Annotated in this window: 15 protein-coding genes; 9 read left to right on the plus strand and 6 right to left on the minus strand. The window is 63.5% G+C overall.

Translation table 11 applies throughout. The features are described 5' to 3' along the window. The first annotated feature begins 8 nt into the window (after window positions 1–8). Genes AC07OJ_RS07270 through AC07OJ_RS07280 form a run of 3 tightly spaced genes read left to right on the plus strand, consistent with a single transcriptional unit; the run spans window position 9 to window position 2,040 of the window. The gene (locus AC07OJ_RS07270) at window positions 9–749 is read left to right on the plus strand and encodes a molecular chaperone (RefSeq protein WP_495094528.1); all 741 of its coding nucleotides are present in this window, start codon (window positions 9–11) and stop codon (window positions 747–749) included. Window positions 750–805: 56 nt separating this feature from the next. Beyond that, complete coding sequence (locus AC07OJ_RS07275; RefSeq protein WP_065906851.1) at window positions 806–1,279, plus strand: CS1 type fimbrial major subunit; 474 nt, start codon at window positions 806–808, stop codon at window positions 1,277–1,279. 20 nt (window positions 1,280–1,299) lie between these two features. Next, complete coding sequence (locus AC07OJ_RS07280) at window positions 1,300–2,040, plus strand: molecular chaperone (RefSeq protein WP_495094307.1); 741 nt, start codon at window positions 1,300–1,302, stop codon at window positions 2,038–2,040. On the opposite strand, the gene AC07OJ_RS07285 is transcribed toward AC07OJ_RS07280, so the two are convergent. Together AC07OJ_RS07285 and AC07OJ_RS07290 are read right to left on the minus strand one after the other, a co-directional pair. Then, window positions 2,030–7,054, minus strand: coding sequence for an NEL-type E3 ubiquitin ligase domain-containing protein (locus AC07OJ_RS07285; protein ID WP_495094308.1), 5,025 nt, complete (start codon window positions 7,052–7,054; stop codon window positions 2,030–2,032). The two genes, AC07OJ_RS07280 and AC07OJ_RS07285, sit on opposite strands and share 11 nt — an antisense overlap. Before the next feature lie 118 nt (window positions 7,055–7,172). Continuing rightward, a complete protein-coding gene (locus tag AC07OJ_RS07290) occupies window positions 7,173–10,304 on the minus strand; it encodes a transglycosylase domain-containing protein (RefSeq protein WP_495094309.1) in 3,132 nt (1,043 codons plus the stop codon). Window positions 10,305–10,484: 180 nt separating this feature from the next. On the opposite strand from AC07OJ_RS07290, the gene AC07OJ_RS07295 reads away from it, so the two are divergent. Together AC07OJ_RS07295 and AC07OJ_RS07300 are read left to right on the plus strand one after the other, a co-directional pair. Then, a complete protein-coding gene (locus AC07OJ_RS07295; RefSeq protein WP_495094310.1) occupies window positions 10,485–15,074 on the plus strand; it encodes a hypothetical protein in 4,590 nt (1,529 codons plus the stop codon). Between the two features lie 258 nt (window positions 15,075–15,332). Then, window positions 15,333–16,751 carry an amino acid permease gene (locus AC07OJ_RS07300; RefSeq protein WP_106805036.1) on the plus strand — a complete coding sequence of 473 codons (1,419 nt, stop codon included), beginning with the start codon at window positions 15,333–15,335 and terminating at the stop codon, window positions 16,749–16,751. An 81-nt stretch (window positions 16,752–16,832) separates the two neighbouring features. Here the strand turns inward: AC07OJ_RS07300 and AC07OJ_RS07305 are convergent, their stop codons facing one another. The 3 genes from AC07OJ_RS07305 to AC07OJ_RS07315 form a co-directional block, all read right to left on the minus strand. After that, a complete protein-coding gene (locus AC07OJ_RS07305; RefSeq protein WP_120447723.1) occupies window positions 16,833–17,972 on the minus strand; it encodes an OpgC family protein in 1,140 nt (379 codons plus the stop codon). A gap of 132 nt (window positions 17,973–18,104) precedes the next feature. Next, window positions 18,105–18,401, minus strand: coding sequence for a cupin domain-containing protein (locus AC07OJ_RS07310; RefSeq protein WP_495094311.1), 297 nt, complete (start codon window positions 18,399–18,401; stop codon window positions 18,105–18,107). Window positions 18,402–18,468: 67 nt separating this feature from the next. Next, window positions 18,469–20,088, minus strand: a complete 1,620-nt coding sequence (locus tag AC07OJ_RS07315) for an FMN-binding glutamate synthase family protein (RefSeq protein WP_106805033.1) — start codon at window positions 20,086–20,088, stop codon at window positions 18,469–18,471. 178 nt (window positions 20,089–20,266) lie between these two features. On the opposite strand from AC07OJ_RS07315, the gene AC07OJ_RS07320 reads away from it, so the two are divergent. Further along, window positions 20,267–20,848 (plus strand): hypothetical protein, encoded by a 582-nt coding sequence (locus AC07OJ_RS07320; protein WP_495094312.1) that lies wholly within the window; start codon window positions 20,267–20,269, stop codon window positions 20,846–20,848. Here the strand turns inward: AC07OJ_RS07320 and AC07OJ_RS07325 are convergent. Then, window positions 20,820–21,584 carry a helix-turn-helix transcriptional regulator gene (locus AC07OJ_RS07325; protein ID WP_106805031.1) on the minus strand — a complete coding sequence of 255 codons (765 nt, stop codon included), beginning with the start codon at window positions 21,582–21,584 and terminating at the stop codon, window positions 20,820–20,822. The genes AC07OJ_RS07320 and AC07OJ_RS07325 overlap by 29 nt on opposite strands. Window positions 21,585–21,677: 93 nt before the next feature. Here AC07OJ_RS07325 and AC07OJ_RS07330 point away from each other — a divergent pair, with 93 nt between their 5' ends. From AC07OJ_RS07330 to AC07OJ_RS07340, 3 genes are all read left to right on the plus strand, one after another. Next, window positions 21,678–22,499 carry a carbon-nitrogen hydrolase family protein gene (locus AC07OJ_RS07330; RefSeq protein WP_282396799.1) on the plus strand — a complete coding sequence of 274 codons (822 nt, stop codon included), beginning with the start codon at window positions 21,678–21,680 and terminating at the stop codon, window positions 22,497–22,499. A 252-nt stretch (window positions 22,500–22,751) separates the two neighbouring features. Further along, window positions 22,752–24,077: an APC family permease gene (locus tag AC07OJ_RS07335; RefSeq protein ID WP_065906826.1), complete on the plus strand. Its 1,326-nt coding sequence runs from the start codon at window positions 22,752–22,754 to the stop codon at window positions 24,075–24,077. 100 nt (window positions 24,078–24,177) lie between these two features. Beyond that, on the plus strand, window positions 24,178–24,450 hold the full coding sequence (locus tag AC07OJ_RS07340) for a type B 50S ribosomal protein L31 (RefSeq protein ID WP_025858669.1): 273 nt from the start codon (window positions 24,178–24,180) through the stop codon (window positions 24,448–24,450). Window positions 24,451–24,471: the final 21 nt, after the last annotated feature.

Genomic DNA, 24,471 nt, shown 5'->3' on the forward strand with positions numbered 1-24,471 from the left:
TCATGACAATGAAACATGTGTTGGCGCTGTGCGCGCTGTGCTGGTTGCCGCAGTCGGTACCGGCGGCTCCGAATATCAATGTCGGGGTGTTTTATGACTACCTGGATGCCGATAAAAGTACCTACCTGAAACGCGTGTTCAACAGTGGTGACAGCACGGCCTTCATCAAGGTCGCGGTGATGGAAATCCTCTACGACAGCGCCGGCGGTTCCGCGGAAGTCGAGCTCAAGAGCGATGCCCAGACCGGTGTCCGCGATGGCCTGATGGCCACGCCGTCACGCCTGATCGTGCCGGCCAATGGCGTGCAGGGCACGCGCTTGCTGTACCTCGGCGAGCGGGAAAAAGAGCGCTACTTTCGCGTGCGTTTTGTGCCGGTGATGCCCGAGCAGGACGACGAGTTTGCCGTGTCGGAGGAGGAGCGCGACGCCTACAAGACCCGCCTGTCGGCCGGGGTCACGGTGCTGGCCGGGTTCGGCACGGTGTTTTTCGTGCGGCCCAAGGTCACGCGGTTTGCCACCCGTGTCGATGAGCAACCCGTTGAGTACGGGCTGCATAACGACGGTAACAGTGTGGTGGTGGTCGATGAGTTCAAGGACTGCGCCAGCGGCGATAGCCAGGACTGCCGACCGGTGACCAAGCATCACATTTTGCCGGGTCGTGCCTTCGGTTTTACCAGGCAGGCCGGGCGTACCTATCGCTTTACCCTGATCGAGGGCAGCGAGAAAACACCCTATGAGGTCAAAGGCTGATGGTCAGTGAAATAGCCCAGGCACGCGCATACCGTGCGTGCAGACGGTGCAAGGTCATGTCCGCGGCGCTGCTGCTGATGGTGCTCGCGTTGCTCAGTACCCAAGCCCTGGCGATCCGTGAAGAGCACGTGTTTGACGTGTCGGTGACCATCCCCACCCAGGATTTTTATGTACTGCCGATCAACCCCGGGTTCTTCGAACGCGAACAACAGATGGTCTGGGACCTGGTGCCGGGACGCCTGCGACCGGTGCGCGAACACTTTGACGTGAAGAGTTCGGCGGGCGGCATCAACGCACGGCTGGGCGCGCTGCCGATGCTGTTCAACGGCGGGCGTACCTACATCGACTTGAGTGTGACCTTCAACGGCCAGGTGCTGGGCCTGGCTGACACCCTGGTGGTGCCGCAGGCCGAGGCCAGCCAGGGCAAGCGCGTGCTGCTGGATATCTCGGCGGTCGAGCCGGCGGAGGGGTTTACCCCGGGTGAGTACTACGGCAGCGTCGAGTTGCTGTTCGATGCGGTACGGCCGTGATGGTTTTTCGAGGAGTGGTGATGAAGTCTTTATGTGCAATCCTGGGTTTGCTGCTGTGTGCCCTGAACGCCCACGCCGGGCCGAACATCAATGTCGGTGATTTCTACGACTATTTGCGCGGCGATAAAAGTACCTACCTGAAGCGCATCTTCAACGGCGGCACCCAGACCGCCTTCGTCAAGGTCAACGTCAGCGAGATGCTCTACAAACCGGACGGCAGCTATGAGGAAGTGCCGCTTCGGGTCGAGGCCGACGGCAGCGTGCGCAATGGCCTGATCGCCAGCCCGGCGCGCCTGATCGTGCCGGCGGACGGCATGCAGAGCACGCGCCTGGTGTTCATTGGCGAGCGCGATCGCGAGCGCTATTTCCGCGTGCGCTACCTGCCGGTGGCACCCGATAAAGATGACGGCTTCGGGCTGAACGATGAAGACCGCCAGGCCTACGAAAACACCCTGGCGGGCGGCGTGCAGGTAATGGCGGGCTACGGCACGGTGTTCTTCGTGCGGCCCACGGACAGCCGCTTCGATACCCGTGTCGAGAACGGCGGCCGTACCTACACCTTGCGCAATGCCGGCAACACCGTGGTAGTGGTGGATGAGTTCAAGGATTGTGCGGTGAATGACCGCACCGCCTGCGCGCCCACCACCAAGAACCATATCTTCCCCGGCCGGGTCTTCAGCTTTGAAAAACAGGCCGGGAGGATCTATCGGTTCTTCCTGGTGGAAGGCACCACCGAGAGCGTCATCGAGATCAGCGGCTAGGGCGATTGCGTAAGGTGCGCGCCGCCATCAGCGCTGCGCGGGTGCGGTCACGCATCCACGCCTGGGCGATGTCGCCCAGTTCTTCCTCGCGTTTTTCGCAGGCGGCCTGGAATGCCGCCGGGTCGGCGGGGTTCAGTCCGCTCATGCCCAGCTCACTGGCCAGGGCATCGACCTGTGTTTGCAGCGCTGCGGTGTCGGGTGTCTGCGGCCACTGTTCGCCCAACTCCAGCAGGTCGAACAAGCGGTTGTGTTGCGCCTTGAGCCACTGCTGCTGTTCGGCATATTGGCCGGCATAGCGACGTTGCAGCCACTCGCACCAGTGCGCGTCGAGCAGCATGCGGTTGACCAGGCCGTCGCCCTCGCCAAGCTCAAGTACTTTGGCATACGCCGCGTCGATCTGTGCGTCGCTGACCCCGGCGATGCTGCGGTAGAGCATGTGCTCGGCGATCCACGGCAGGTCCAGGCGCTCGGCGAGGGCGGTCTGGTAAGCCAGGTAGATTTCCACTTCATCCACCTGGCCGGCCACGCCGTCGACGACCTCGGTGAGAAACCGCAAGCCCTGGCCTCCTTGGGCGACCGGCGCCAGGCGCTGTTGAACGTCGGCCCGGATTACATCGTTGAGCTGTTGCAGGCGCGCACGGCCCTTGACCAGGGTGACCAGTTGCCGTTCATGGGCCTCTGGCGTCGGTGACTGGTGCTCGATCTGGTAGAGCAGTACCTCGACCCCCATTTCGTTGAAGATCTGCGTGCCGGCATCCGGGCAATTGCCGGGGAAACTGGCGATCTCGAACAGCCGATTGCGCAGCGGGGTGTCGACGGCGGCCGCTTGCAGCAGGGTCCAGACCTGCCGGGTCAGGGTGCGGTGGTTGGCGCGGTAGCGTTGCTGATCTTCATCTGTCTGGAACCGCTCCGGTATTTCCAGGGCCTTGATCACCTCGAACAATCCCTGGGAGCCGTGTTCGTGCTCCAACGCATCCCAGACTTTGCGGGCGTCGTCCTGGCCTTGCGGTGACAGGTAGTCCAGCCACGGCGTGCTGTCGCCCTGGGGTTCATAGGTGCGCTCGGGATCCAGCCCGACTGACGCGCGGTAGGCCTTGAACCGTTCACGCTGCAGGGCGTCGAGTGCGGCGCGATTGAGGTAGGTCGCGGCGACAAGCCGGGCCTCGGCACTGCCCAGGGCCACCTCGGGCACGTGGGTGATGGCGGTGCCCTGCAGGTTGAGGACAAACCGCGAGGACCGGGGCACCTCGAACAGCCCATCGGGCCACTGCGCGACAGGACTGTGGCTGAGGTCCAGGTGAACCAGGTCGCGCATGCGCCCGATATCCGGGGCCCTGTGGCTGCGGGTGTTGTTGAGCTTCAGGCGCCGCAGGTAGCGCAGGTTTTTCAGGCGGGTGACATCCACCGCCTGCAACGCCAGCGGGCACCAGGCCAGGTCGAGGTTTTCCAGGTGGCGCAGGTCGCGGATCGCTTCCGGCAGCCGGGACAGCGGGTTATCCGCCAGATACAGGGTGGACAGCTGCGGGAAGTGTTGCAGGAACTCACCATGGTCCGCGTTGAACTGACTGTGGATCAGGTTCAGCCGGGTGACATGGCTGAAGTCGGCGCGCAGCGGTGGCAGGGTATCGGGCAGCGTTATGCCGCTCAGATCCAGGCGCGTGCCGGAGGGTTCGGTATAGGCGCGGATCTGATCCTGCCAGCATTCAAGGAGTTTGCCGCGAATGAACAGGCGCAACTCAAGCTCCCTGTCCGGCGGATGGTTGCCTGGCTGGCGCGACCAGTGCGCCAGGTCAGCGTCCAGGCGGTAATGGTCGACGATCAGTTGGTTGACGCGGGGGCTGAGGTGCTCGCTGCCGACTTTTTCCATAAAGGCCAGGATGTGCGCCTCGCTCTGGTGCGTAAATACGGTTTTCAAGGCGTTCAGGATCACCACCTGCTCACTCATGACGACCAGCTTCGGCGTGCGCGCAGGCGCGGGGGAGCCGAGCAGCTTCAGTGTCTCCTCGTCAGCCTGGCTGCGCACGGGGGGTTGGGCCAGCGCGCTGCGGCGTTCGGCCAGCGGTTCCAGGGTGGTCAGCAGCCAGTGCCGCAGGCCCTCGCCTTGGCCGGGTGAAAGCCCGACCGCCTGGCGGCTATCGGCGGGCGCGGCGTGCAACAGGGCTTCGTACAGGGTGTCGGGGCCGTGCAGCTTGCGGTGGGCGCCGTCGCGGACCTCATAGCCCAGGGTGTCCTTCCTGACCAGGATGCGCCGGGTGCCGGCATTGACCGGGCCGGCCTCGCAGCGCAGGGGACCGTCGGCGGTGTGCTGGCGAATCTGCAGGTGCAGGTCGGCGAAGAAGTCGCTGTGCCGCTTCAGGGTATTGAGCAGCATGCGTTCGCTGTCGGCGGTCTGGCGCCAGGGGAAGTAGAAACTTTCATAGGCGTGGCTGGTGCCGGCGGCGAAATTCAGTTCGCGCGCCAGGTTTTCCAAACGCAGCGGCAGGCGCCGGTGGTCCAGCATCAGGCTGCGCTCGGCGGCATCGGCACTGTCGAGCAGAGACCGTGCGACGCTGGAGTCCATTTGCGGGAAATGCTCGCGCAGCAGGCGGATACCCGGCTCATCGGACAGCTCACGCACATGGTGGGCGTACTGGCCGATCTCGGGGGCCTGGCGGGTGACGTAGGCGGCCAACAGCTCGCGCAGGTGCTGCACTTGCCCGGCCTTGGGCACCTGGGCGCCGAGCAGCAGGCGCGCCTGGGCTTCATCGAGAAACCCCAGCACCCGCTCCGGCAACTGCCCGGACATCACCTGCGCCACACTCATCTTGAGAGTGTCCGCCGGGGCGGCGTCGAGCCTGCCATAGCGGTGGGAGTCGCCGCTCAGGCTGGGGCTGAGGAACACTTCCAGGGCCTTGTCCTGTGGCCAGCCGTCGAGTTCGGTAACAGTTTGCTCGAACCAGGCGGCAGCCGGGTCCAGCGGCATGCCCGTGCGGATCTGATCACTGGCCGACTGCGCGCTGGCGTAGGCCTCGAAGCGGTTGAGCGTGTCGGCGAGCAGCGGTGGCAGCGGCTGGTCCTGCAGATACGCGCCGCGTAGCACGTCGTCATCGCAGCCACTGGTGAGGCGGATGCGTTCGAGTTGCTCATCGCTGAAGGCCGCGACCCTGGGCCCGAGGCGGCGCATCAACGTGCGGCTGTCCCAGGTCTGCGGCTGGTCGGCTTCATGCACGACAATCCCGTTGGCCCGGCGATACAGCTGTGGTCGATACGCTTGCGGGCGGCGTGGGTGGACGATGCGCGCGTGTTGCACCCGATACTGCGCGCCTTCGTGTATCAGCCTTTGCGCGGGATCGAGTGTGCCCTGGTCGTCGACATAGGGCGCAAGGTCCGGGTTCCACAGGCGTTGACGACCGTCTGCACTCTGCACGGGCTTGAGCCCTTCGACGAACGCCGAGAGTTTCAGGCGCAGTGGCGCGGCCAAGGTGGTACCGGCGGCGAACAGGCCGAACTGGACAAAGTCCTGCGCCACCCCGAGCAGATGATCCGCCGCCTCTGCGCCTCGGCCCTGGGCCCAATCGACCACGCCTTCGAACACCTCGTCGGTGATCTGGTAGGCAGTGTAGGCGAGCATCACTTCGCCCAACCCCGGCACAAACGGCGTGAGTACCTGCAGGGCGGCGTTGAAGAGATCGCCGAGGATTTTCCCCAGGTTGTCCCACCAGGCCTGGCGCGCCAGGGTATCGGCGCGAAGGGTGGAAACGGCGATGTCCTGGGCGTCGTTGAGCACCTTGTTCAGGTGTACCCGGTAGCGGTAGTGCCACAGGTCATCTGCGCCGCCGTTGCTGGCGCGGTTGGGGTGGTCAGCCGCGATGGGCTGCACATGAAATTGCAGGTGGGGGTTGTCCAGCGGTGTGTCTTGCCAGGTGGGCTGGCTGTCGGTGGGTGCTTTGATGCGCCACTGCACCCGGCTCAGGCGGGTGTTGAGGTTGGCGAAAAAAAAGCCGCGCTGGTCATGGTCGACAAACCGGCTGAAGAACACCTGGTAGTGCTCGGCATCCCGCAACTGGCGGGTCACTTGCGTCATGAACGCTATCGGCGTCGGGTATTGCTTGAGCGGGTGCTCGGGGTCGTCCGGCACATAGGCGATCACCCGCGCTGCCGAGGGCGGCGTCGCGCAGAACAGCAGGATGCCGGTGAGCCGGCTGTTCATCATGTCCAGGGTATGGGCGGCCAGGGTCTGGCCGTCGAGGCGCAGTGTCGGGTTTCCATTGATCAGCCCCAGCGCGGCGGTGCAGGCATCCTGGGTAATATCGCCCTTGACCAGCGCCAGGTGGGCGGCGGCTTTCAACCCGGCTTTGTGCTGGTCGATCACTTGCCGGCGCAGGTCGCGGGCGACCGTGGGGGTGTAGACCCCCATGACGATCTTCAGGTGCTCGCGGTAATGGCGGCCGATGTCCAGGCCACGACACAGTTGCTTGAAGCGCTCGGCAGTGAGGGCGGTGCCATTGGCCTTGTGCTTGAACGTCAAGCTGCGTTGCTGGCCACGGGCATCGGCGGCGGACAGGAAGGCATAGTCGACGAAACGTTCTGAGGCGGCAAAGTTGTGCAGCGCCGCGTCCAGCAGGGACACCGTGCGGCTGGTCACGGCTTGCTTGAAGTCATGCACCCACCACGCGCTGGTGGCTTTGACATACACGCGCAGGAAGGTGTTTCTCACATCGATCGGGCCGTAGTCCGCCAGCAAGGCGCTGCCCAGCACCCGTTCGGCGTAGGCATATACGTCATTGAGCTTCTGCAGCCGCTGGTCGAGGGTGTTGAGGGTGTCCCAGTGGTCGGCAATCGCCTGCTTGAGGCCGGCGTGCTGGTCCGGCGTGGCGTGGGGGTACGGCGCGGGATCCTTGAGCCCGACGGCGCGCAAGGCGTGCAGGCGTGCCAGGGAGGTGCTTTTGAGCCAGGGCGGCAAGGCATGCTTGAGCAGCGGGTAGTGCCGACCTTGAAACGCGGTATTGAACGGGACAGGGGAAATGACGACCATGCAACAGATCCTGAAAAGAGCCATGAAAGCGCTTCAGTCTATTGAGGCCAGGGGCCGAGAATAAGCTTGAATACTGGGTCGGACAGGCCGGATAACCGCGCCTTCCGTTCAACAAATGTCACCTCGAAAACAGCCGGCTACCGCCTTCGGTGACCGCCATCGTGGCGGGGGTGCACAAGGTATGGCTGCCCGGTTGCAGGTACGGCATCAGCACCGGTGCCATGCCCTTGAGCACCTGCACCGGCAACGCCGAGGTAAAGGTGAAATTCTGCGCGCCGCTGCCGGGGACGAAGGCGGTGAGGGTGCCGAAATGCCGGTCGCCGATGTAGAACACAAAGGTCGCCGTGCGGTTGATCGCCTTGGAGCTGAGGATGCGTCCACCGGCGCCGATCGCCTCGATACGGTTGTCGCCGGTGCCAGTCTTGCCGCCCATGGCCAGCGGTGTGCCGTCGGCCAGTTTGAAACTGCCCGACACGCGTTTCGCCGTACCCGCATCCACCACCTGCGACAACGCCCCACGCAATGCGGTGGCAACTTCGCTGGGCATCACCCGCTTGCCTTTGTCGGGGTTGTTCACCAGCCGGGTTTCATACGGCGTGTCGGCGGCAAAGTGCAGGCTGTCGATGCGCAGCGTCGGCTCGCGTATGCCGTCGTTGAGGATGGTGCCGACCAGTTCCGCCAGCGCCGCCGGGCGGTCGCCCGAGCTGCCGATGGCGGTGGCCAGGGATGGCACCAGATGGTCGAACGGGTAGCCGACCGCCTGCCAGCGCTGATGAATATCCAGGAACGCTTCGATCTCCAGCATGGTGCGGATACGGCTGTCGCGAGCGCTTTTGTGCCGGCTCTTGAACAGCCAGCCGTAGACTTCCTGGCGCTCATGCTCGCTGGCGGAGACGGCCTGGGTGAAGGTGGCGTCGGGGTGGTTCAACAGGTAGCCGAGCAACCACAAGTCCAACGGGTGGACCTTGGCGATATAGCCTTGGTCCGGCAGGTCGTAGGCGCCAGGGCCGTAATCTTTATAGAGCTTGGCCAGGCGTTCGTCGGTGAGTTTTTCCGAGGCTTTTTGCGTGTTCAGGTGCGCCCGGACAAAGCGGTTGAAACTGTCCTGGCTGGCCTGCGGCAGCAGGTAACGGTGCACGGCGGCCAGGCGCATGGCGGTTGGGCGCATGCCGTCCAGGAAGGTGTCGAGTCGGGCCTGGGTGTCCTTGTTGCGGTACTTTTTCCAGAAGCGCAGCAGGAAGGTGGTGCCTTCGCGGTCGGCGAATTGGGCCAGGTATTCCTGGCGACGTGGATCGCTGTCGTCCTTGAGCAGCTCGGCACTGTTGTTGGCGCCGTGATAGGTGCTGTAGCGCACCAGGTCGCGCATCAGCCGAATGAACGGCAGGTTGATCGACTCGCGCAGGGCGTCGCGCAAGCTGGGGCTGCGGCCGTTGTCTTCGTTGCGAAAGTTGTGAAAGTGATGCATCCCGCCACCGGTAAAAAAGCTCTCGCCGGGGCTGGCGGAATACTGCCGGTCAAGCGCCGCATCGAGCATCTTCGGCAGGCTCTGGTCGCTGTTTTGCGCCAGGTAGTCCACTGCCCAGCGCGACAGGCGATCCTGTTCGTCGATGTCGACTTTCTTCAAGGCCGCAGGCGTCTGGCCGGCGTAACGGTCGTGCAGCTCGCTGATGATTTGCAGGTAGGTGGTGAGCACGCGCAGCTTGGCCGTGGAACCGAGTTCCAGCTTGCTGCTCTCGTTGATATCGAAGGGCTGGTCGGTGTTGTCGGTCTGCACCCGCACGCGGGCGCCGTCGCCGGTCATCTCATACAGCGTGAAGCTGTAGCGCACCTGGGCGGTGCTGGCGGGCGTCAACAGACGCGGGCCGAGCAGGCCGAGCTGGCCGGCGAAGGCGGGATCGGCCAGGTGCTTGAGGTAGGCGGTGGCCTGGGTCTGCAGGTCATTTTGCAGGGTGCTGGTGGCGGACAGGTCGAGGCGGTCAAGGTCGTACAGCGGACGGTTGAGCAGGGCGGCCAGGCGACTGCGCGCGACGCTGATGCCTTTGTTGGTTTCAATCGGTTGCAACGTCGGTTGCTGCAGCCAGTCGCGGTAGCTGATCTTGCTCGCCAGCGCGGCCTTGGCCAGGGCCGGCTCGACCACGCCGTTCTGCTCCAGCAGGCGGATATGGCTGTCGGTCAGGCTCGTCAATTCGTCGCGGCCCTTGGACAAGTAATGCGAAGGCCGGCGCTGGGCAATCATCAACGACAACACTTCGCGCAGCGCCAGGCCTTTTTGCGCGAGGTGTTGCGTGCCGGGTTCGGCGAGCAGGGCGTTGGTTTTGTCAAAGTCAGCGCCGTACCACACCCGCAAACCTTCGGCCATGCCATGCACTTCACCATGACCGGGCACGGCCGACAGCGGCACGCTGTTGAGGTAATCGCGCACGATATTCTGCCGGGCCTGCAAGGTTTGCGGGCCGGCCTGATAGGCGCGCACGCTGGCGGAAAACATCTGGCGCAGTTTCTCGCCGCCGGACAGGGTCAGGCCGTCGGGGGAGTGGCGGTATTTTTCCAGTTGCGTGGCCAGGGTACTGCCGCCGGCGCTCTGCCCGGGCAAGTGCAGCAGCCTGGCCACTTGTGACCATGCCGCCTTGGCGAAGCGCGGCCAGTCCACCGCCGGGTTGGCCTGGGGCTGTGCCGGGTCGAGCAGGTCGCGGTTCTCGATGAACAGCAGGCTGTTGACCACCACTGGCGGGATCGCGCTGAACTGCTGGTACGCCTGTTGCGGGTAGGTGAACTGGTACAGCGGCTCGGCCCGGCAGTCATTGATCGACAGGCCCGCCTGGATCTTTTCGGCATAGGGCACGAACAGGCCGCGCCCGACATACGTCATGAGTGGCGCGGAAAAGCGCACCTGGCTCTGCACCTGGTAATTGCGCTTGAGCAGGCGTGGCAGGAATTGATCGAGGTCGCTGTAGCCCAGGCGCTTGTCGAAGGGGCCGTCACCGGGATACACGATGGCATCGCTCGCACCGGCTTGCAGCGTGTAGCCGAGGGTGCCCGCCAGGCGGCTGAGTTCGCGCGCCTGCCAGTGCGCGGTGCGCATCTCGCGCTGGGCGGCAAACCCTGCGGCGATCAGGCCGATCACCAGCAGCAGCCACACCAGGCGCCAGCGGTACGCAGGTCTGCGCGGGCGTCGTGGCAATGGCTGTTCATCCGCGCTGTCGGTGGGAACCGCAGCCTGGGTTGAATCGGTTTGCCATAGAGCGCCCATAGTCGATTGATCCCATCCCGGCAGATTGATCGGACTTGAATGAAGCTTAGACGCTGATTGGCGCCGTCGAATAATTTGTCTGCGTGGGGGCATCCGGTTACCACCGACCGTCGTGGTACTTCCCTACCGTTCGGGCTTATCGGACTCACTTCAGCGTCCGTCACAAGGAAGTCCACTGCCATGTCTGCAACACATTCGCCGCGTCGCCCCCATATCGAGCAGATCATCAGTCTGTTTTCCCAGCCCCCGACACTGCGGGAAGTCGCCCTCAAGCAACTGCAAGCCACGCTGAATCAACGTTTCCCCAGCCTCAATCTGCGCGCCGAAGGGGTGAGCATCGGTACCCCGGTGCAAGCCGATCAATATCATTACAGCCCGCTGGCCGATGAGGTGCTGGTGTGCCTGGCCGGCGCCGAGCCGCTGCGCTATGTCGAGGATTATCACCAAGTGTTCCTGCACCAACGCGAGATCCATGTGCGCGGGGGCCCGCCACTGGCGGACATCGAGCAAGTGATCAACCAGCTCGGCCCCAGCCTGCTCGACGCCTGGCTTGAACAGCTGCAGGACTGGTGGCGGGGCACGGTGCCGGTGAACACCACGCGCTGGGCTTATTTGTCGGATGATTGCCTGGCGTTGCTCTATGACAGCCCGAAACCACCGGGCATGAATGCGCAGCAATTCAGCGACGCGTTCCCACGCGCGGCGATGCGTGCCAGTCGTCCGGATCACCAGTGGAGCCTGCACGACGCAACCTTGCCGGTGCACACCGTGTACGTGCGGCCCCGAGGCACTGCGCAGCCGGCGCAAATGCTGCCGCTGTTGATCCTCGGCACGTGGCTGTTCAGCCCTGCGACCGGGCTTCACCTGCTCGAGCGTGTGGACGATATCGACACGCGGATCCCCGACTACCTGAACGCCCGCCTGGCCGGCCAGGCCCTTGAGTGGTTTGTGCAGGCCCCCTGGGGCGACCCCTTCGATGCGCTGGCCGCCAGCTATGCCGAGCGCCAGCGTGCGGACACCTTGGCGATCGACCGCACGGTGCCGCGCACGCCCGCACAGTTCCAGGCCATGCTCGATTACATCACCGACCCTTCGCGCTGGTTCGAGTCGGTACTGACCCCGTTTCAACTGCGCGTGCAGGACCAGTTGCCGCTGTGGCTGATCCATGCCTCGGCGGCCGACAGCCTGGCCTACGCCGGCGCGTTGCAGGCGATGGTAGTGGCGGGCGGGCAGGGTTTCCTGGACGGCATTGCGCCGATCCGCACCTTTGCTGCCGAGGCCCTCAAGGGCTGCCTGCGCAAGGAGCGCCGCGCTCATGGCATCGAGCCGGACGACATCGAGCTGACTTACCACATCGTAACGGCGGCCATGACTCCGGGCGGCTTTGCCACGGGCGAGGTGCACCCGCTGACCTTGACGCTCACGGACCTGGCGCTGGAGAACCTCGGCGGGTTCCCTCACTTGCCGTCGGCGATCAAACTCAAGGGCGTCGCCGCGCCCGACTGGATGACGGCCACCCTGCTCACGGGCTGTGTCACCGAGGTGGATATCGGCCAGGCGTACCCGGCGCTGCTGCGCCAAAAGCTGGTGGACGATCCCGCCGAACGCCTGCGCCGTGAAACGTTGTTCACCCAACAGCTGCGTGCGCAACTGCCGCTGCTGGCGTTGCAGATGAAGCTCCAGGGCGAGAACGGCCTGACCGACGCCGGTTATCGCCTGGTGCAGGCTGCGCTGCTGCAGCAGCCGGAGGCGGCGTTATGGCCGTTGGCATTCAAGGCCTCGCCGACCTCTGCGCCGGACACGGTGCTCAATCTGTATGTCATTGGCCCACGGCATTCGGAGGATGGACCGCACCTGCTCTACCAGCCACTGTTCAGCCCCAGCCTGCGTGAGTTTGCATCCGCCCAGGCGCTGTTCGATGCGATCGGTGCGCCAGGCCCGTTGCAGGACACGGTGCTGGCGTGGCTGCCGCCGAGGCGTCAGGCGGTGTACGCCAACGGCGGATTCCAGGAGCCCCATGTGCAGCATTTCCTGGCGGGTGATGAGTTCACTGTGCCCGACCGTCCTGCGCCGGTGCGCCTGAGCAAACAACTGCTGGACGCGGACCCGTTGCCTGGGGTGTTCGCCTCCACGGTGCAGGCGCTGGTCAGCCTGGCAGAGAGCGAATCAGTCTCCAACGCCGAGCAGCGCTGGATGACGTTCAAGGAAGGCGGCTGGTTGCTCTTCAATAGCCTGTTGCCGTTTCTCCGGGGGCCGGTGGCGCTGGTGGGATGGATGCTGCAGGTGATGGACAGTGTTCACCAGGATGTGCCGGCCATCAGTACGACTGACCCTGCCGCCCAGGCCAAGGGAGTGATGGACCTGCTGACCAACCTGGTGCTGATCATCGCGCATCGGGCGTCACCTCACGAGGTGCCTGCCAGCCTTGACCTGCAGCATCCGGCGTTCGAGCCGACGCCGCGGCCGGCGCCGACCACGTTGGTTCGCGGTCCGCTGGAGGTGCCGTTGCGCGCCGCCGGTGGCTGGAGCAATGCCCGTGACACCCTTGCACCGGCGATGCAGGCGCGGCTCGAGCGGCTGAGCCTCAAGGCCTTCGCCCGGCCCTGGCCGGCGCGGTTGCCCGGCGCGCAGGTGGGCGGGCGCCTCGACGGGGTGTTGTTCAATGCCGCCGCGCAACCGCCGCAATGGCAGGTGCTGGTGCGGGGTCACGTGTACCGGGCCAGGGTCACCGACAACAGTGTGCGAGTCATCAGTGCCGATGGCCGCGAGAACGGGCCTTGGCTCAAGTTGCTCGACACTGGCGGCTGGGAGGTGGACCTGCGCCTGCGCCTGCTGGGGGGGCAGCCCGATCATCCGCGCGTTGGCGTGGACAGCGAATCGCGCCGCCAGCAGCTGGAGCAGGAGTACCGCCAGTACGGCGTGCGCCGCGAGACCGCGAACCGCGCCATGGTGGTGGCTTACACCCTCAAGACCAGCGACGCCGCCAGCGTCACCGCACAGCAACGGGCCACGGCGGCCAGCCGCTACACCCAGGAGCTGCAGAACAAACTCGACGCTTCGCTGCTGGAGCTGCAGTGCCTCAAGGACCTGCAGGCACTCAAGCCCCGAGCCGGTTATGAACGTGAACTGTCGACGTCGCTTGAAGGCGTGATCCTCGGCCTGCAGCAGTTGCTGGTAGAGGCGCGCTCAACGACCCTCGCGATCAATACTCGCCTGGAGCCGCTGCTGGACCGCGTGCAGTCGCTGAGTGAGGAAGAGGCCGCATTGGACATCAATCTGCAGGCGCATCAGACCCTGATCGACGGGCTGCGGCAATTGGCGGACAGCAACGAGAACGCGATCCGCTGGCGCACCCAGGAGTTTGCCTTCCTGAAGGAATTGGAGCGTGTTCCCAAGTTCGGACAGGACAAGGCCCGGGCCTTGCAACTGGGCTTGCCGACAAGTCCGTCGGTGTTGGAATTGCAGTCGCTGCAGGTGACGGCGTTGTGGGCGGTGGCGCTCAATACCGAAGGGCCGAGGCTGGATGAGGATTTTTTTCAAGGCTTGGACGACACCATTCAGCGCGCACGCTGGGCCAGTGGATCCCAGGCGCAGCTGGAGGAGTTGGCGCCCCATAGCACTGAACTGCGCATCGAGTTGCTGGAGAGCTTCAACCGTGTTTATGCCCAGACCGATGACCGCATCGAATTCTGGCGCGCGATGGCGCCGGATAAATTCCACCTGGTTTACCTGGACAAGTTGCAGCAGCTGTTCAGCCAGTTGCACGCAGAGGCAGACCGCGAGTTGTCCACCGCCCTGGCGCCTGCGACCCCTGCGACCCCTGTGACCCCTGCGCCACGCACACAGCTGACACCTCGTGCGCCGCGCAAAAACATCATCCGCACGCGCAATCAGGAGCTGTATGTGGCTCAGCTAAAGATAACGACTGGCGAAGAGCCGGCGGAGGTGGCAGAGGTGGTGGATGCACAGAACACCGTAATCGCCTCGTTTACCCATGCCGCCGATGGGGTCTGGGAGCCGGTCAAGAAACCGGCTGCCACGCGTGCAGGTTCAATGTCCGGTCTCAATAGCCTGATTGAGCAGGGCCAGGCATTGCGGGCTGAGGTGGAAAAAGCCATCGGCGAGGTCTTGAGGATGGCGCGCACGGCCAACGAGCCGCAGTCGCTGCAGGATATCCTGGAGCAGCGTGCCGATAAGTTGCGCCAGTGCGCCGAGACCCTTCATCGGCATCTGCAGTACAGCGAGCCAGCGCGCCTGGCCGCCACCCAACGGGCGCGCGCCAGGACCGAGGTCGATGCCCTGCGAGCCGCCGCCAGCCGTTTATCCGAGCAGGGTTTGCGCGCTCGACTGAGTGCCATCAAGGCACGCCTGCCTACTCAGTCCGGCGTGGATGTGCTGGTCAGTCATCATGAGGCGAGCATATTCCGGCAAGGCGGGCGAGTCGCGGTGGCCGGCAGCCCCAATGATTGGCTGCAAACCTATGTGGTGATCGATGTGCATACGCGCGAGGCCTTTTGTTACGCGCACTTTCACTATGAGCGCCAGACCAGCCCGGACGATCACTTCAATGCCGCGCACCTCAAGACATCTGCGCAGCATCGGATGGGCAAGCAGACTCAGGCCCAGGCCCAGGCGCAGGCATTTGCCAGTATTCAGGCCGGGCAGGGCGGGCGTGTCAGCCTAAGCCTGGATATCCATCGCGGCGAAATCAACCGGCGGATGGCACGCAAGTTGTTCTTCGACGCACCGCTGTGGACGCCTGGTGGATAGGCCGGGCTTGAAATGGCGCACCATTGCTGTGCGATACTCCAACCGCGCAATAGGATTTATACGGGAATTCCCTCTGAATATTGCCGTTTATAGAGTGAAAATCACTGGGTTGAGCTTTTTATACTGCACCCCCCTGATCTGGCCCGGCCAGACCGATTGACCCAAAAGGCCAAGCGGAAACGGTACGCCATGGCAGACCCGTCGTGACGTACCGGACTCAGAGGCTCATATCCAATAACAAGACGAGGTTGTATCCCTATGCCAGTCGGCAACCACCTGCCCCATGGCGAGACCGCTTCGGGCGGCCCGCTCAAACGCGAACTGGGCGAGCGGCATATCCGCCTGATGGCCCTCGGCGCCTGTATCGGTGTCGGCCTGTTCCTGGGCTCGGCCAAGGCCATCGAAATGGCCGGACCGGCCATCATGCTGTCCTACATCATCGGTGGCCTGGCCATCCTGGTGATCATGCGCGCCCTCGGCGAAATGGCCGTGCACAACCCGGTGGCCGGCTCCTTCAGCCGCTATGCCCAGGATTACCTCGGGCCGTTGGCGGGCTTCCTGACCGGCTGGAACTACTGGTTCCTGTGGCTGGTGACCTGCGTGGCCGAGATCACTGCCGTGGCGGTGTACATGGGCGTGTGGTTCCCCGATACGCCACGCTGGATCTGGGCCCTGGCGGCGCTGATCAGCATGGGCACCATCAACCTGATCGCGGTGAAAGCCTTCGGTGAGTTCGAATTCTGGTTCGCGCTGATCAAGATCGTCACCATCATTGCGATGGTGATCGGTGGTGTCGGCATCATCGCGTTCGGTTTTGGCAACGACGGCGTGGCACTGGGGATTTCCAACCTGTGGGCCCACGGCGGCTTCATGCCCAATGGCATCCAGGGCGTGCTGATGTCGCTGCAAATGGTGATGTTTGCCTACCTGGGCGTAGAGATGATCGGCCTCACCGCCGGTGAAGCGAAGAACCCGCAGAAGACCATCCCCAGCGCCATCGGCTCGGTGTTCTGGCGCATCTTGCTGTTCTACGTGGGCGCGTTGTTCGTGATCCTGTCGATCTACCCGTGGAATGAAATCGGCACCCAGGGCAGCCCGTTCGTGATGACTTTCGAGCGCCTGGGTATCAAGACCGCCGCCGGCATCATCAACTTCGTGGTGATCACCGCGGCGCTGTCGTCGTGCAACGGCGGCATCTTCAGCACCGGGCGCATGCTCTACAGCCTGGCGCAGAACGGCCAGGCGCCGGCCACGTTCGCCAAGACCTCGAGCAATGGTGTGCCGCGCAAGGCGCTGCTGTTGTCGATCTTTGCCTTGTTGCTCGGCGTGTTGCTCAACTACCTGGTGCCGGAAAAAGTCTTCGTCTGGGTGACGTCGATTGCCACCTTCGGGGCGATCTGGACCTGGCTGATGATCCTGTTGGCCCAGCTCAAGTTCCGCAAAAGCCTGAGCCCGGCCGAACAGAAAGCCCTCAAGTACCGCATGTGGCTGTACCCGGTCAGCTCCTACCTGGCCTTGGCGTTCCTGGTGCTGGTGGTGGGCCTGATGGCGTACTTCCCGGACACCCGTGTGGCGCTGTATGTAGGGCCGGTATTCCTGGTGCTGCTGACGGTGCTGTTCTACGTGTTCAAGCTGCAACCGACCCAGGTCGGCGTGGGTTCACAGCGTTCGGCGTGACCCTTTGAACCTGGCCTGCCGGTGGTCACCACAGGCAGGCCAGCTAGGGTTCAAGTGTGTGGCAAGGTCAGCTACGTGCCCTCAGCCAACTGACGTGCTTGGCAGTGCAGTGCCCTGGGCCAGGTTCAAACGCTTGTTGAACTCCAGCCATGCCGCCAGCCCCGCCATCAGTGCCAGCCCCAGCAGCGCACTGAAAATCTGCATGGTCCAGGCGTCGTCAGCCATGGCGTTGAGCATGTCCGCCAGAGGCGCCAGCAACACGCCGAGGCAGAAGACTTCCAGGGAATAGCGACCCATGCGGCAGCTTTGCTGCGCCCACCAATTCTGCGTCCAGCCGCGACCGGGCAGCAGCTTGGCGGTGACGTAGGCCAGGGCCAGGAAGTGCAGCAGGCGCAGCGGCGACAGGTCGGTCTTGCTGATGGGGTAGATCACATCGCTGAGCCACGCGGGCATCAGCGCGTCGTGTACCTCGGGCCAGCGCCAGGATAGCGTCAGCACTGCGGCAGCCAAGGTGTAGAGCGCCGCCGTGACGAACAGCGGTTGGCGCAGCAGCGGACGGGGTTCAGGCGCACGCGCCCGTCCGGCATGGAGCGCGGCCGCGCCACCCAGGATAAACAGAAACTGCCAGGTCACCGGGTTGAAGTACCACACGCCGTCGGCAATCGCCCGCAGGTTCCAGCCCATCCATGGTGCCAGCAGGTACACCGTCGCCGACGCGCCCACCACCAACCAGGTCTTGCGCAACAGCAACGGCAGCACCAGTGGCAATCCGGCGAGCAGCACGATATACAGCGGCAGCGGGTCCATCAGGTTGGGTTTGAAACGCAGCAGCAGTTCATCGGTAAGGGCCTGCTGCGGGTGCGTGATGAAGTGCGTCAGTCCCATCTCCTCGACCAGGTCACGGGTTTCCACGTGGCTGTTGGCGAAGAACACGATGCCCATCAGCATCGCCAGCAAAAAGATATGCACCACATACAACACCCAGGTGCGGCGCAGGATTTTCAGTGAGGCCATCCAGTAGCCGTCGCGTTGCAGGATCTTGCCGTAGGCGAGCACCGCGGCGTAGCCGGCGAGGAACACGAACACTTCCGCGGCATCGCTGAAGCCGACGTTGCGTAGGGTGATCTGGCCGAGGGGGTTGTGGGGGACGTGATCCCAGAAGATGAAGATCAACGCCAGGCCCCGAAAAAAATCGATGCGTGGGTCGCGTCCGTTCAGCATGGCAGCGGGCTCTTGAACAATAGGTTTAGTAATGACAGGCGAACGCGCACATCGTCGTACGCCGCACGTCGGGCGGGCGCAGGTTGGCGGTATTTATACGCAATTGCAAAGGTTGGGTATTACTGAATGTCTCTAGACATCAATGATCACCAGCGTGCCCTGGCTACCGGCGAGTACAGCGTGAGGGGTGCCGGCGCGCACGAGGTACATCTGGCCGGCTTGCACACGGATTTCTTCTGCGCCGATGCGCAGGCGTAACTGGCCGCTCACCACCAGCAGCCCTTCGTTGTAGTCGTGGGTTTCCTCCTCGTACGCGCGCTCATCCATGCGCAACACCTTGATCCGCGCCGGGCCGACCTGGCCCAGGCGCGTGGATTTCCAGGTATCGGGCAGCTGTGCGGCGATGGCGGAAAAGTCCAGTAACGGCATGTGAATCTCCTTGTTTCAACGATGCCGTCGGTGGTCCGGTTCAGCGGGGAGGGGGTGTGTCTATAGGTCAGGCGGCGGCCACTTCGTTGGGCTCGAAACTGTCCGCCCGCGCCATCTGCCACATGCGCGAATAAAACTCGCCGTTGACTTCGCCGGTGAGCAATTCGCCAGGCTTGAGGAACACGTGCAACTGCGAGAACAGCTTGATTTCGGTGGCAGACATGCGCCGCACCAGGTGTTTGGCCGACAGTTGCGACGGATGATCCAGGCCGGCTGCCGCGAGCATTTCAGCCAAGGCTTTCAGCGTGTTGCGATGGAAGTTGAACACGCGCTGGGCCTTGTCCGGTACCACCAGGGCGCGCTGGCGCAGCGGGTCCTGGGTCGCGACGCCGGTCGGGCATTTGTTGGTGTGGCAGCTTTGCGACTGGATGCAACCAATGGCGAACATGAAGCCACGCGCCGAGTTGGCCCAGTCGGCACCGATGGCGAGGACGCTGGCGATATCGAAGGCGCTGACGATCTTGCCGCTGGCGCCGAGCTTGATCTTGTCGCGCAGGTTCAGGCCCACCAGGGTGTTGTGCACGAACAGCAGGCCTTCACGCAGCGGCACACCGATATGGTCGGTGAACTCTACCGGCGCGGCACCGGTGCCGCCTTCCTTGCCGTCGACCACGATGAAGTCCGGGAGGATGCCGGTTTCGAGCATGGCCTTGGCGATGCCCATGAACTCCCACGGGTGACCCAGGCAGAATTTGAAGCCCACCGGTTTGCCGCCGGACAGTTCACGCAACTGCGCGATGAACTGCATCATTTCGACCGGGGTGGAGAAGGCACTGTGACGTGACGGCGAGATGCAGTCTTCGCCCATCAGGATGCCGCGGGTATCGGCGATTTCCTGGGTGACTTTGTGCTTGGGCAGAATCCCGCCGTGGCCCGGCTTGGCACCCTGGCTCATCTTGATTTCGATCATGCGCACTTGCGGGTTCTGTGCCTGCACGGCGAAGCGCTCGGGGTCGAAGCGCCCGTCGCTGGTGCGGCAGCCGAAGTAGCCGCTGCCCAGTTCCCAGGTCAGGTCGCCGCCGTTTTCGCGGTGATAAGGGCTGATGCTGCCTTCGCCGGTGTCGTGGGCAAAGTTGCCGAGCTTGGCGCCCTGATTCAGCGCGCGGATGGCGTTGGCGCTCAACGAGCCAAAGCTCATCGCCGAGATATTGAACACTGAGGCCGAGTACGGCTGCGTGCACTGCGGGCCGCCAACCATGACGCGAAATGCGCTGGGGTCGCTCAGCGGCGCGGGGCGCATGGAGTGGCCGATGAATTCGAAGCCCGATTGGTACACGTCGATCAGCGTGCCGAAGGGTTTGTCGGCGGTTTCGTTCTTGGCGCGCGAATACACCAGCGAACGTTGGGCCCGCGAGAAGGGCAGGGCGTCGCTGTCGGACTCAAGCAGGTACTGACGGATTTCCGGGCGGATGGCTTCCACCAGGTAACGGATATTGCCCAGGATCGGGTAGTTGCGGCGCACCGCGTGGGGGCTTTGCAGCAGGTCGAACAGACCGATCAGGCTCAGTACACCGGTGACCAGGGTGATGGGCCACAGCCATTCATGTTCGATAAAAGGGAGGCTGGCGAGGGTGAAAATGACACAGGCAGCAAAGAACGCGTAACGGCTTAACAAGGACAGGCTCATACGGTTTTTCCTTGGTTCAACTCTGAAGGTCGATCACCCATTCTGCGCCTGTTGCGAAACCGCGGACAAGGTTTGAGCGCGCAGAGGCCCATTTCAGAGGGGTTGGCGCGCGGAACTCATCGGTTGCCCCAAGCCACTTAAACACACGTTCCTCAACCTCTCCCAAAGTGAGCCGACCATGAATATCAATACTGCCCTGACTGCGGTGGATCTCCTGACACGCCTGACCCAGGCGCCGGAGGCGCGTCCTGCTGCGCCTCAAGTGGCTTCCGGGCGTGAGCCGTTCATCACACCGACCCATCGCCAATTTCCGTCCGGCTTGCGCAATGACAACCCCTTGGTCAGGTCCAGGCTCGACCAGCAATTCTCGTCTTCATCGGGCCACCATCCACGGGCCGCATCAGCGCAAATGCCGGGAGGCGCCGAGCGCACTGGGCTACAAAAGGCGGCGGGCGATGTTGCTCGCAACACCTGGTTTATTCCCGGCTTGAGCAACATGCTCCATGGGGTGGAAAAGTCCGATGGTAGCTTGGGCGGCGCGTTGGCGGGGATGATAAACGGTGTTGATAAAACCCTGCAGACGGGCCTGGCCACTGCGGCTCTGGGGGCTGCGAGGGGCGATTGGATGGCGGTTGCCGATGGCTACTCGCAAGCGGTGGCCCATAACGAATCCACGCCCGACTCGGTCAAGTCGACGCTGGCGCTGTCCCACTCCGTGAGGGGCGTCGCGGCTAGTTCCGCTGCGCTTGCAGGAAAATAGAGAACAGCTCCGACTGGGATTTGATCCCCAGCTTGCTGTACATGTGTTTCTTATGGACTTTCACGGTTTCCACCGAGATTTCCAGCTTGCGCGCGATCTCTTTGCTGGAGCAGCCGCTGAGCATCAGGCGGCCCACGTCCAGCTCGCGGGCGGTGAGTTGGGCGCCCCAGTCGTCATTCTGGATCGGCGGCTGTGGGGTGCTGACCTGGTTGAGTTCAAAGGGCAGGCGCTGGCGCAGCAGGCTCAGCACCCAGGGCTGGATCAGCGACAGCAGGGCAATCTGCTGCGGGTCGAAACGCTGCTTCGAGCCCAGGGAGAGGCACAGGGTGCGCCCGTCCGGCAGGTGGCAATTGAACTGAATTTCATCGGCCACCACATTGAGGCGGAAGTAACGCTGGTAGTACTCGGTGAGTTCGAAATGCTCCGGCGCCACTTCAGCCAGGCGTAACAGGCCGGTGTGCGAGTGCTCGCGGCTGGCGATATAGAAAGGGTCGAGCAGGTAGAGGCCGTTGAGATAATCCTGGAACAAATGGTCCGGGGTGCCGTCGGCACCCGGGCATTCGGCGAACACCAGCGGGCGGTGTTCGCTGCTGAACAGCAACACCACCCAACTGTCGAACGGCACGTACTGGTCGAGCAGGCGCACCAGTTGGGTCCAGAAGTTGGCCTGGTCGAGGGCGTCTATCATTTGCCCGACCGAACGGTGCCAGGCGATGTCTTGCAGCGAAACGGTCATTCGTCTACCCCCATAGGGTTACCCCGGCGGCGTGATTTCCCCGGCGTGTGCGGCTGCGCATACTGCGCCACAGATAAAACCACAGGATGTCCCATGAAGGTCGAATTTGCCCAGTTGGCAGGCCGCGATAACGGCACAGCTTACAACCTTGAGCGCGCGTTGGCGGCGATTGCTGCAAGTGCAAGCGACACGCAGCTGATCGTATTCCCGGAAACCCACCTCATGGGCTTCCCGACAGCCGAGACCGTCGCCGCCATCGCCGAGCCGGTGGATGGCCCTACTGTGCAGGCGATTATCCAGGCCGCCCAGGCGCGCAATATCGCGGTGGTGATCGGCATGGCCGAAAGCGACGGCGGCCAATTCTATAACACCACCTTGCTGATCACCCCCGAAGGTATCGCGCTGCGTTATCGCAAGACCCACCTGTGGGCCTCGGACCGTGGCGTGTTCACCCCGGGCGATCGCTACGCCACTTGCGTGTGGAACGGCGTGCGCGTGGGCCTGCTGATCTGCTACGACATCGAGTTCCCGGAGAGCGCCCGCGCCAATGCGCAGTTGGGTGCTGAATTGCTGATCGTCACCAACGGCAACATGGACCCGTACGGCCCCACGCACCGCACCGCGATCATGGCCCGGGCCCAGGAAAACCAGGCGTTTGCGCTGATGGTCAACCGCGTGGAAGAGGGCGATGGCGGCCTGCTGTTCGCCGGCGGCAGCGCCCTGGTGGACCCGTTCGGCACCTTGCTGTTCGAAGCCGGGCGCGAGGCGGGGCAATTTACCGTCGAGCTGGACCTCGACCAGTTGGCGGCGGCGCGCAAGGACTACCGCTACCTGGATGACCAGCGCTTGAAATTGCCCGGTGAGGTGATTGAGCACCCTGACGGCACGCGCGAGCTGCTGATCCCTGGAAACTGATGGAGCTCCTGTGGCGAGCGGGCTTGCCCTGCGGCCCCGAAACCTGCCACCGCGGGTTGTCTGGAGAAATGCGCTGAGCGCAATGGGGGCTGCTGCGCAGCCCAACGCGGGGCAAGCCCGCTCGCCACAATAAAACGGCTGGGCCTATCAATCGGCTTGGCCTTGTAAATCGGTTTGACCATAAGAAAAAAGACGTCCGCTTCACCGACTTCAGTTCTGCCATAAATCTAATAAATCAGCGGAGAATCGCTCATGGCTCGTTTGCAACGCACCCTGTCGTTAGGGTCGGTGGTGCTGTTTGGCATCGCCTATATGACGCCGATCATTGTGCTCGGCACCTTCGGCATCCTCGCGCAATCCACCGCCGGCATGGTCCCTGCCGCCTACCTGGCAGCGCTGGTGGCAATGTTCTTTACCGCCATGAGCTACGGGCGCATGGCCTCGGCGTTCCCGGTGGCCGGTTCTGCCTACAGCTACGTGCGCAAGGCGATCAGCCCCAAGCTGGGCTTTATCGCCGGCTGGGCGGTGTTGCTCGATTACCTGTTCCTGCCCATGGCCATCTGGCTGATCGGCGCGGCGTACCTCAACTCGGCGTTCCCTGCGGTGCCGCAATGGGTCTGGGTGCTGGCGTTTATCGGCATCACCAGCGTCATCAACATCATTGGCCTCAAGCTGGCGAATGGCATCAACGCGTTGCTGATGCTGGTGCAGTTTCTGGTGCTGATCGCGTTTGTCGCGCTGTGCATCCACTACATCGGCGGTGATGCGAGCAAGCCCTTGTGGACCGTCGCCCCGTTCTTCAACGGCCAGATGCAGATGCCGCTGATCATGAGCGGCGCCGCCATCGCCTGCTATTCGTTCCTGGGTTTTGACGCGGTCAGCACCCTCACCGAAGAAACCCGCGACCCTCGCCGCACCATCCCGCGGGCGATCATGTTGATCACGTTGATCGGCGGGCTGATTTTCGTGGCGGTGTCCTATTTCGTGCAGATCGCCCATCCGTCTTTCGAATTCGCCAATGTCGATTCGGCGGCGTATGAAATCGCGCGCAACATCGGCGGCGACCTGTTCGTGTCGATCTTCTTGATCGGCCTGATCGTCGGCCAGTTCGCCTCGGGGCTGTCGGCCCAGGCCAGTGGCTCGCGCCTGCTGTTTGCGATGGGCCGCGACGGCGTGTTGCCCAAGTCGTTCTTCGGCACCTTGCATGCGCGGTTCGGCACGCCGGTCAACAGTATCCTGCTGTGTGCAGCGGTGGCGCTCCTGGCGTTGAAGCTGGACGTGACCACCTCCACATCGTTCATCAACTTCGGCGCGTTCCTGGCGTTCAGCCTGGTGAACCTGTCGGTGATCTTTCACTACTGGATCGGCGCCCAGCAGCGTGGTGTCCGTGAGTTGATCCTGTTCCTGGTGTTCCCGACCATTGGCTTGCTGGCGGACCTGTGGCTGATGATCAGCCTCGACCACCTGGCGATCTACCTGGGCCTGGTGTGGTTGGCGATCGGCCTGGTTTACCTGGGTTTCCTCACGCGCGGCTTCTCCCGACAGCCGCCGGAAATGGACTTCCAGGAGGCCGCATAGAAGCGTACGGCCTATTCTTATTGCAATCGGTTCTCGTTTGGGTGCATGATTTGTGTTACTGTATAACACATCAAATGCACCCAGACGCCCCGGAGGCCTTATGAAAGCTGGTATCCATCCCGACTACCGTACCGTGTTGTTCCATGACACCGCCGCCGATGTGTTCTTCCTGATCGGCTCCACCGCCGACAGCGACCGCACGCATAAACACAGCGACGGCAACACCTACCCTTACATCCCGCTGGACGTGTCCAGCGCCTCGCACCCGATCTACACCGGCCAACAGCGCAAGACCCAGGCCGAAGGCCGTATTGCCGGGTTCAACAAGCGTTTCGCTTCGTTTGGCTCCAGCCCGAAAAAAACCGAGGCGTGAGGGCTCCGCGTTTCACCTCGA

This window comes from Pseudomonas sp. GW821-FHT09C08, assembly GCF_059418125.1.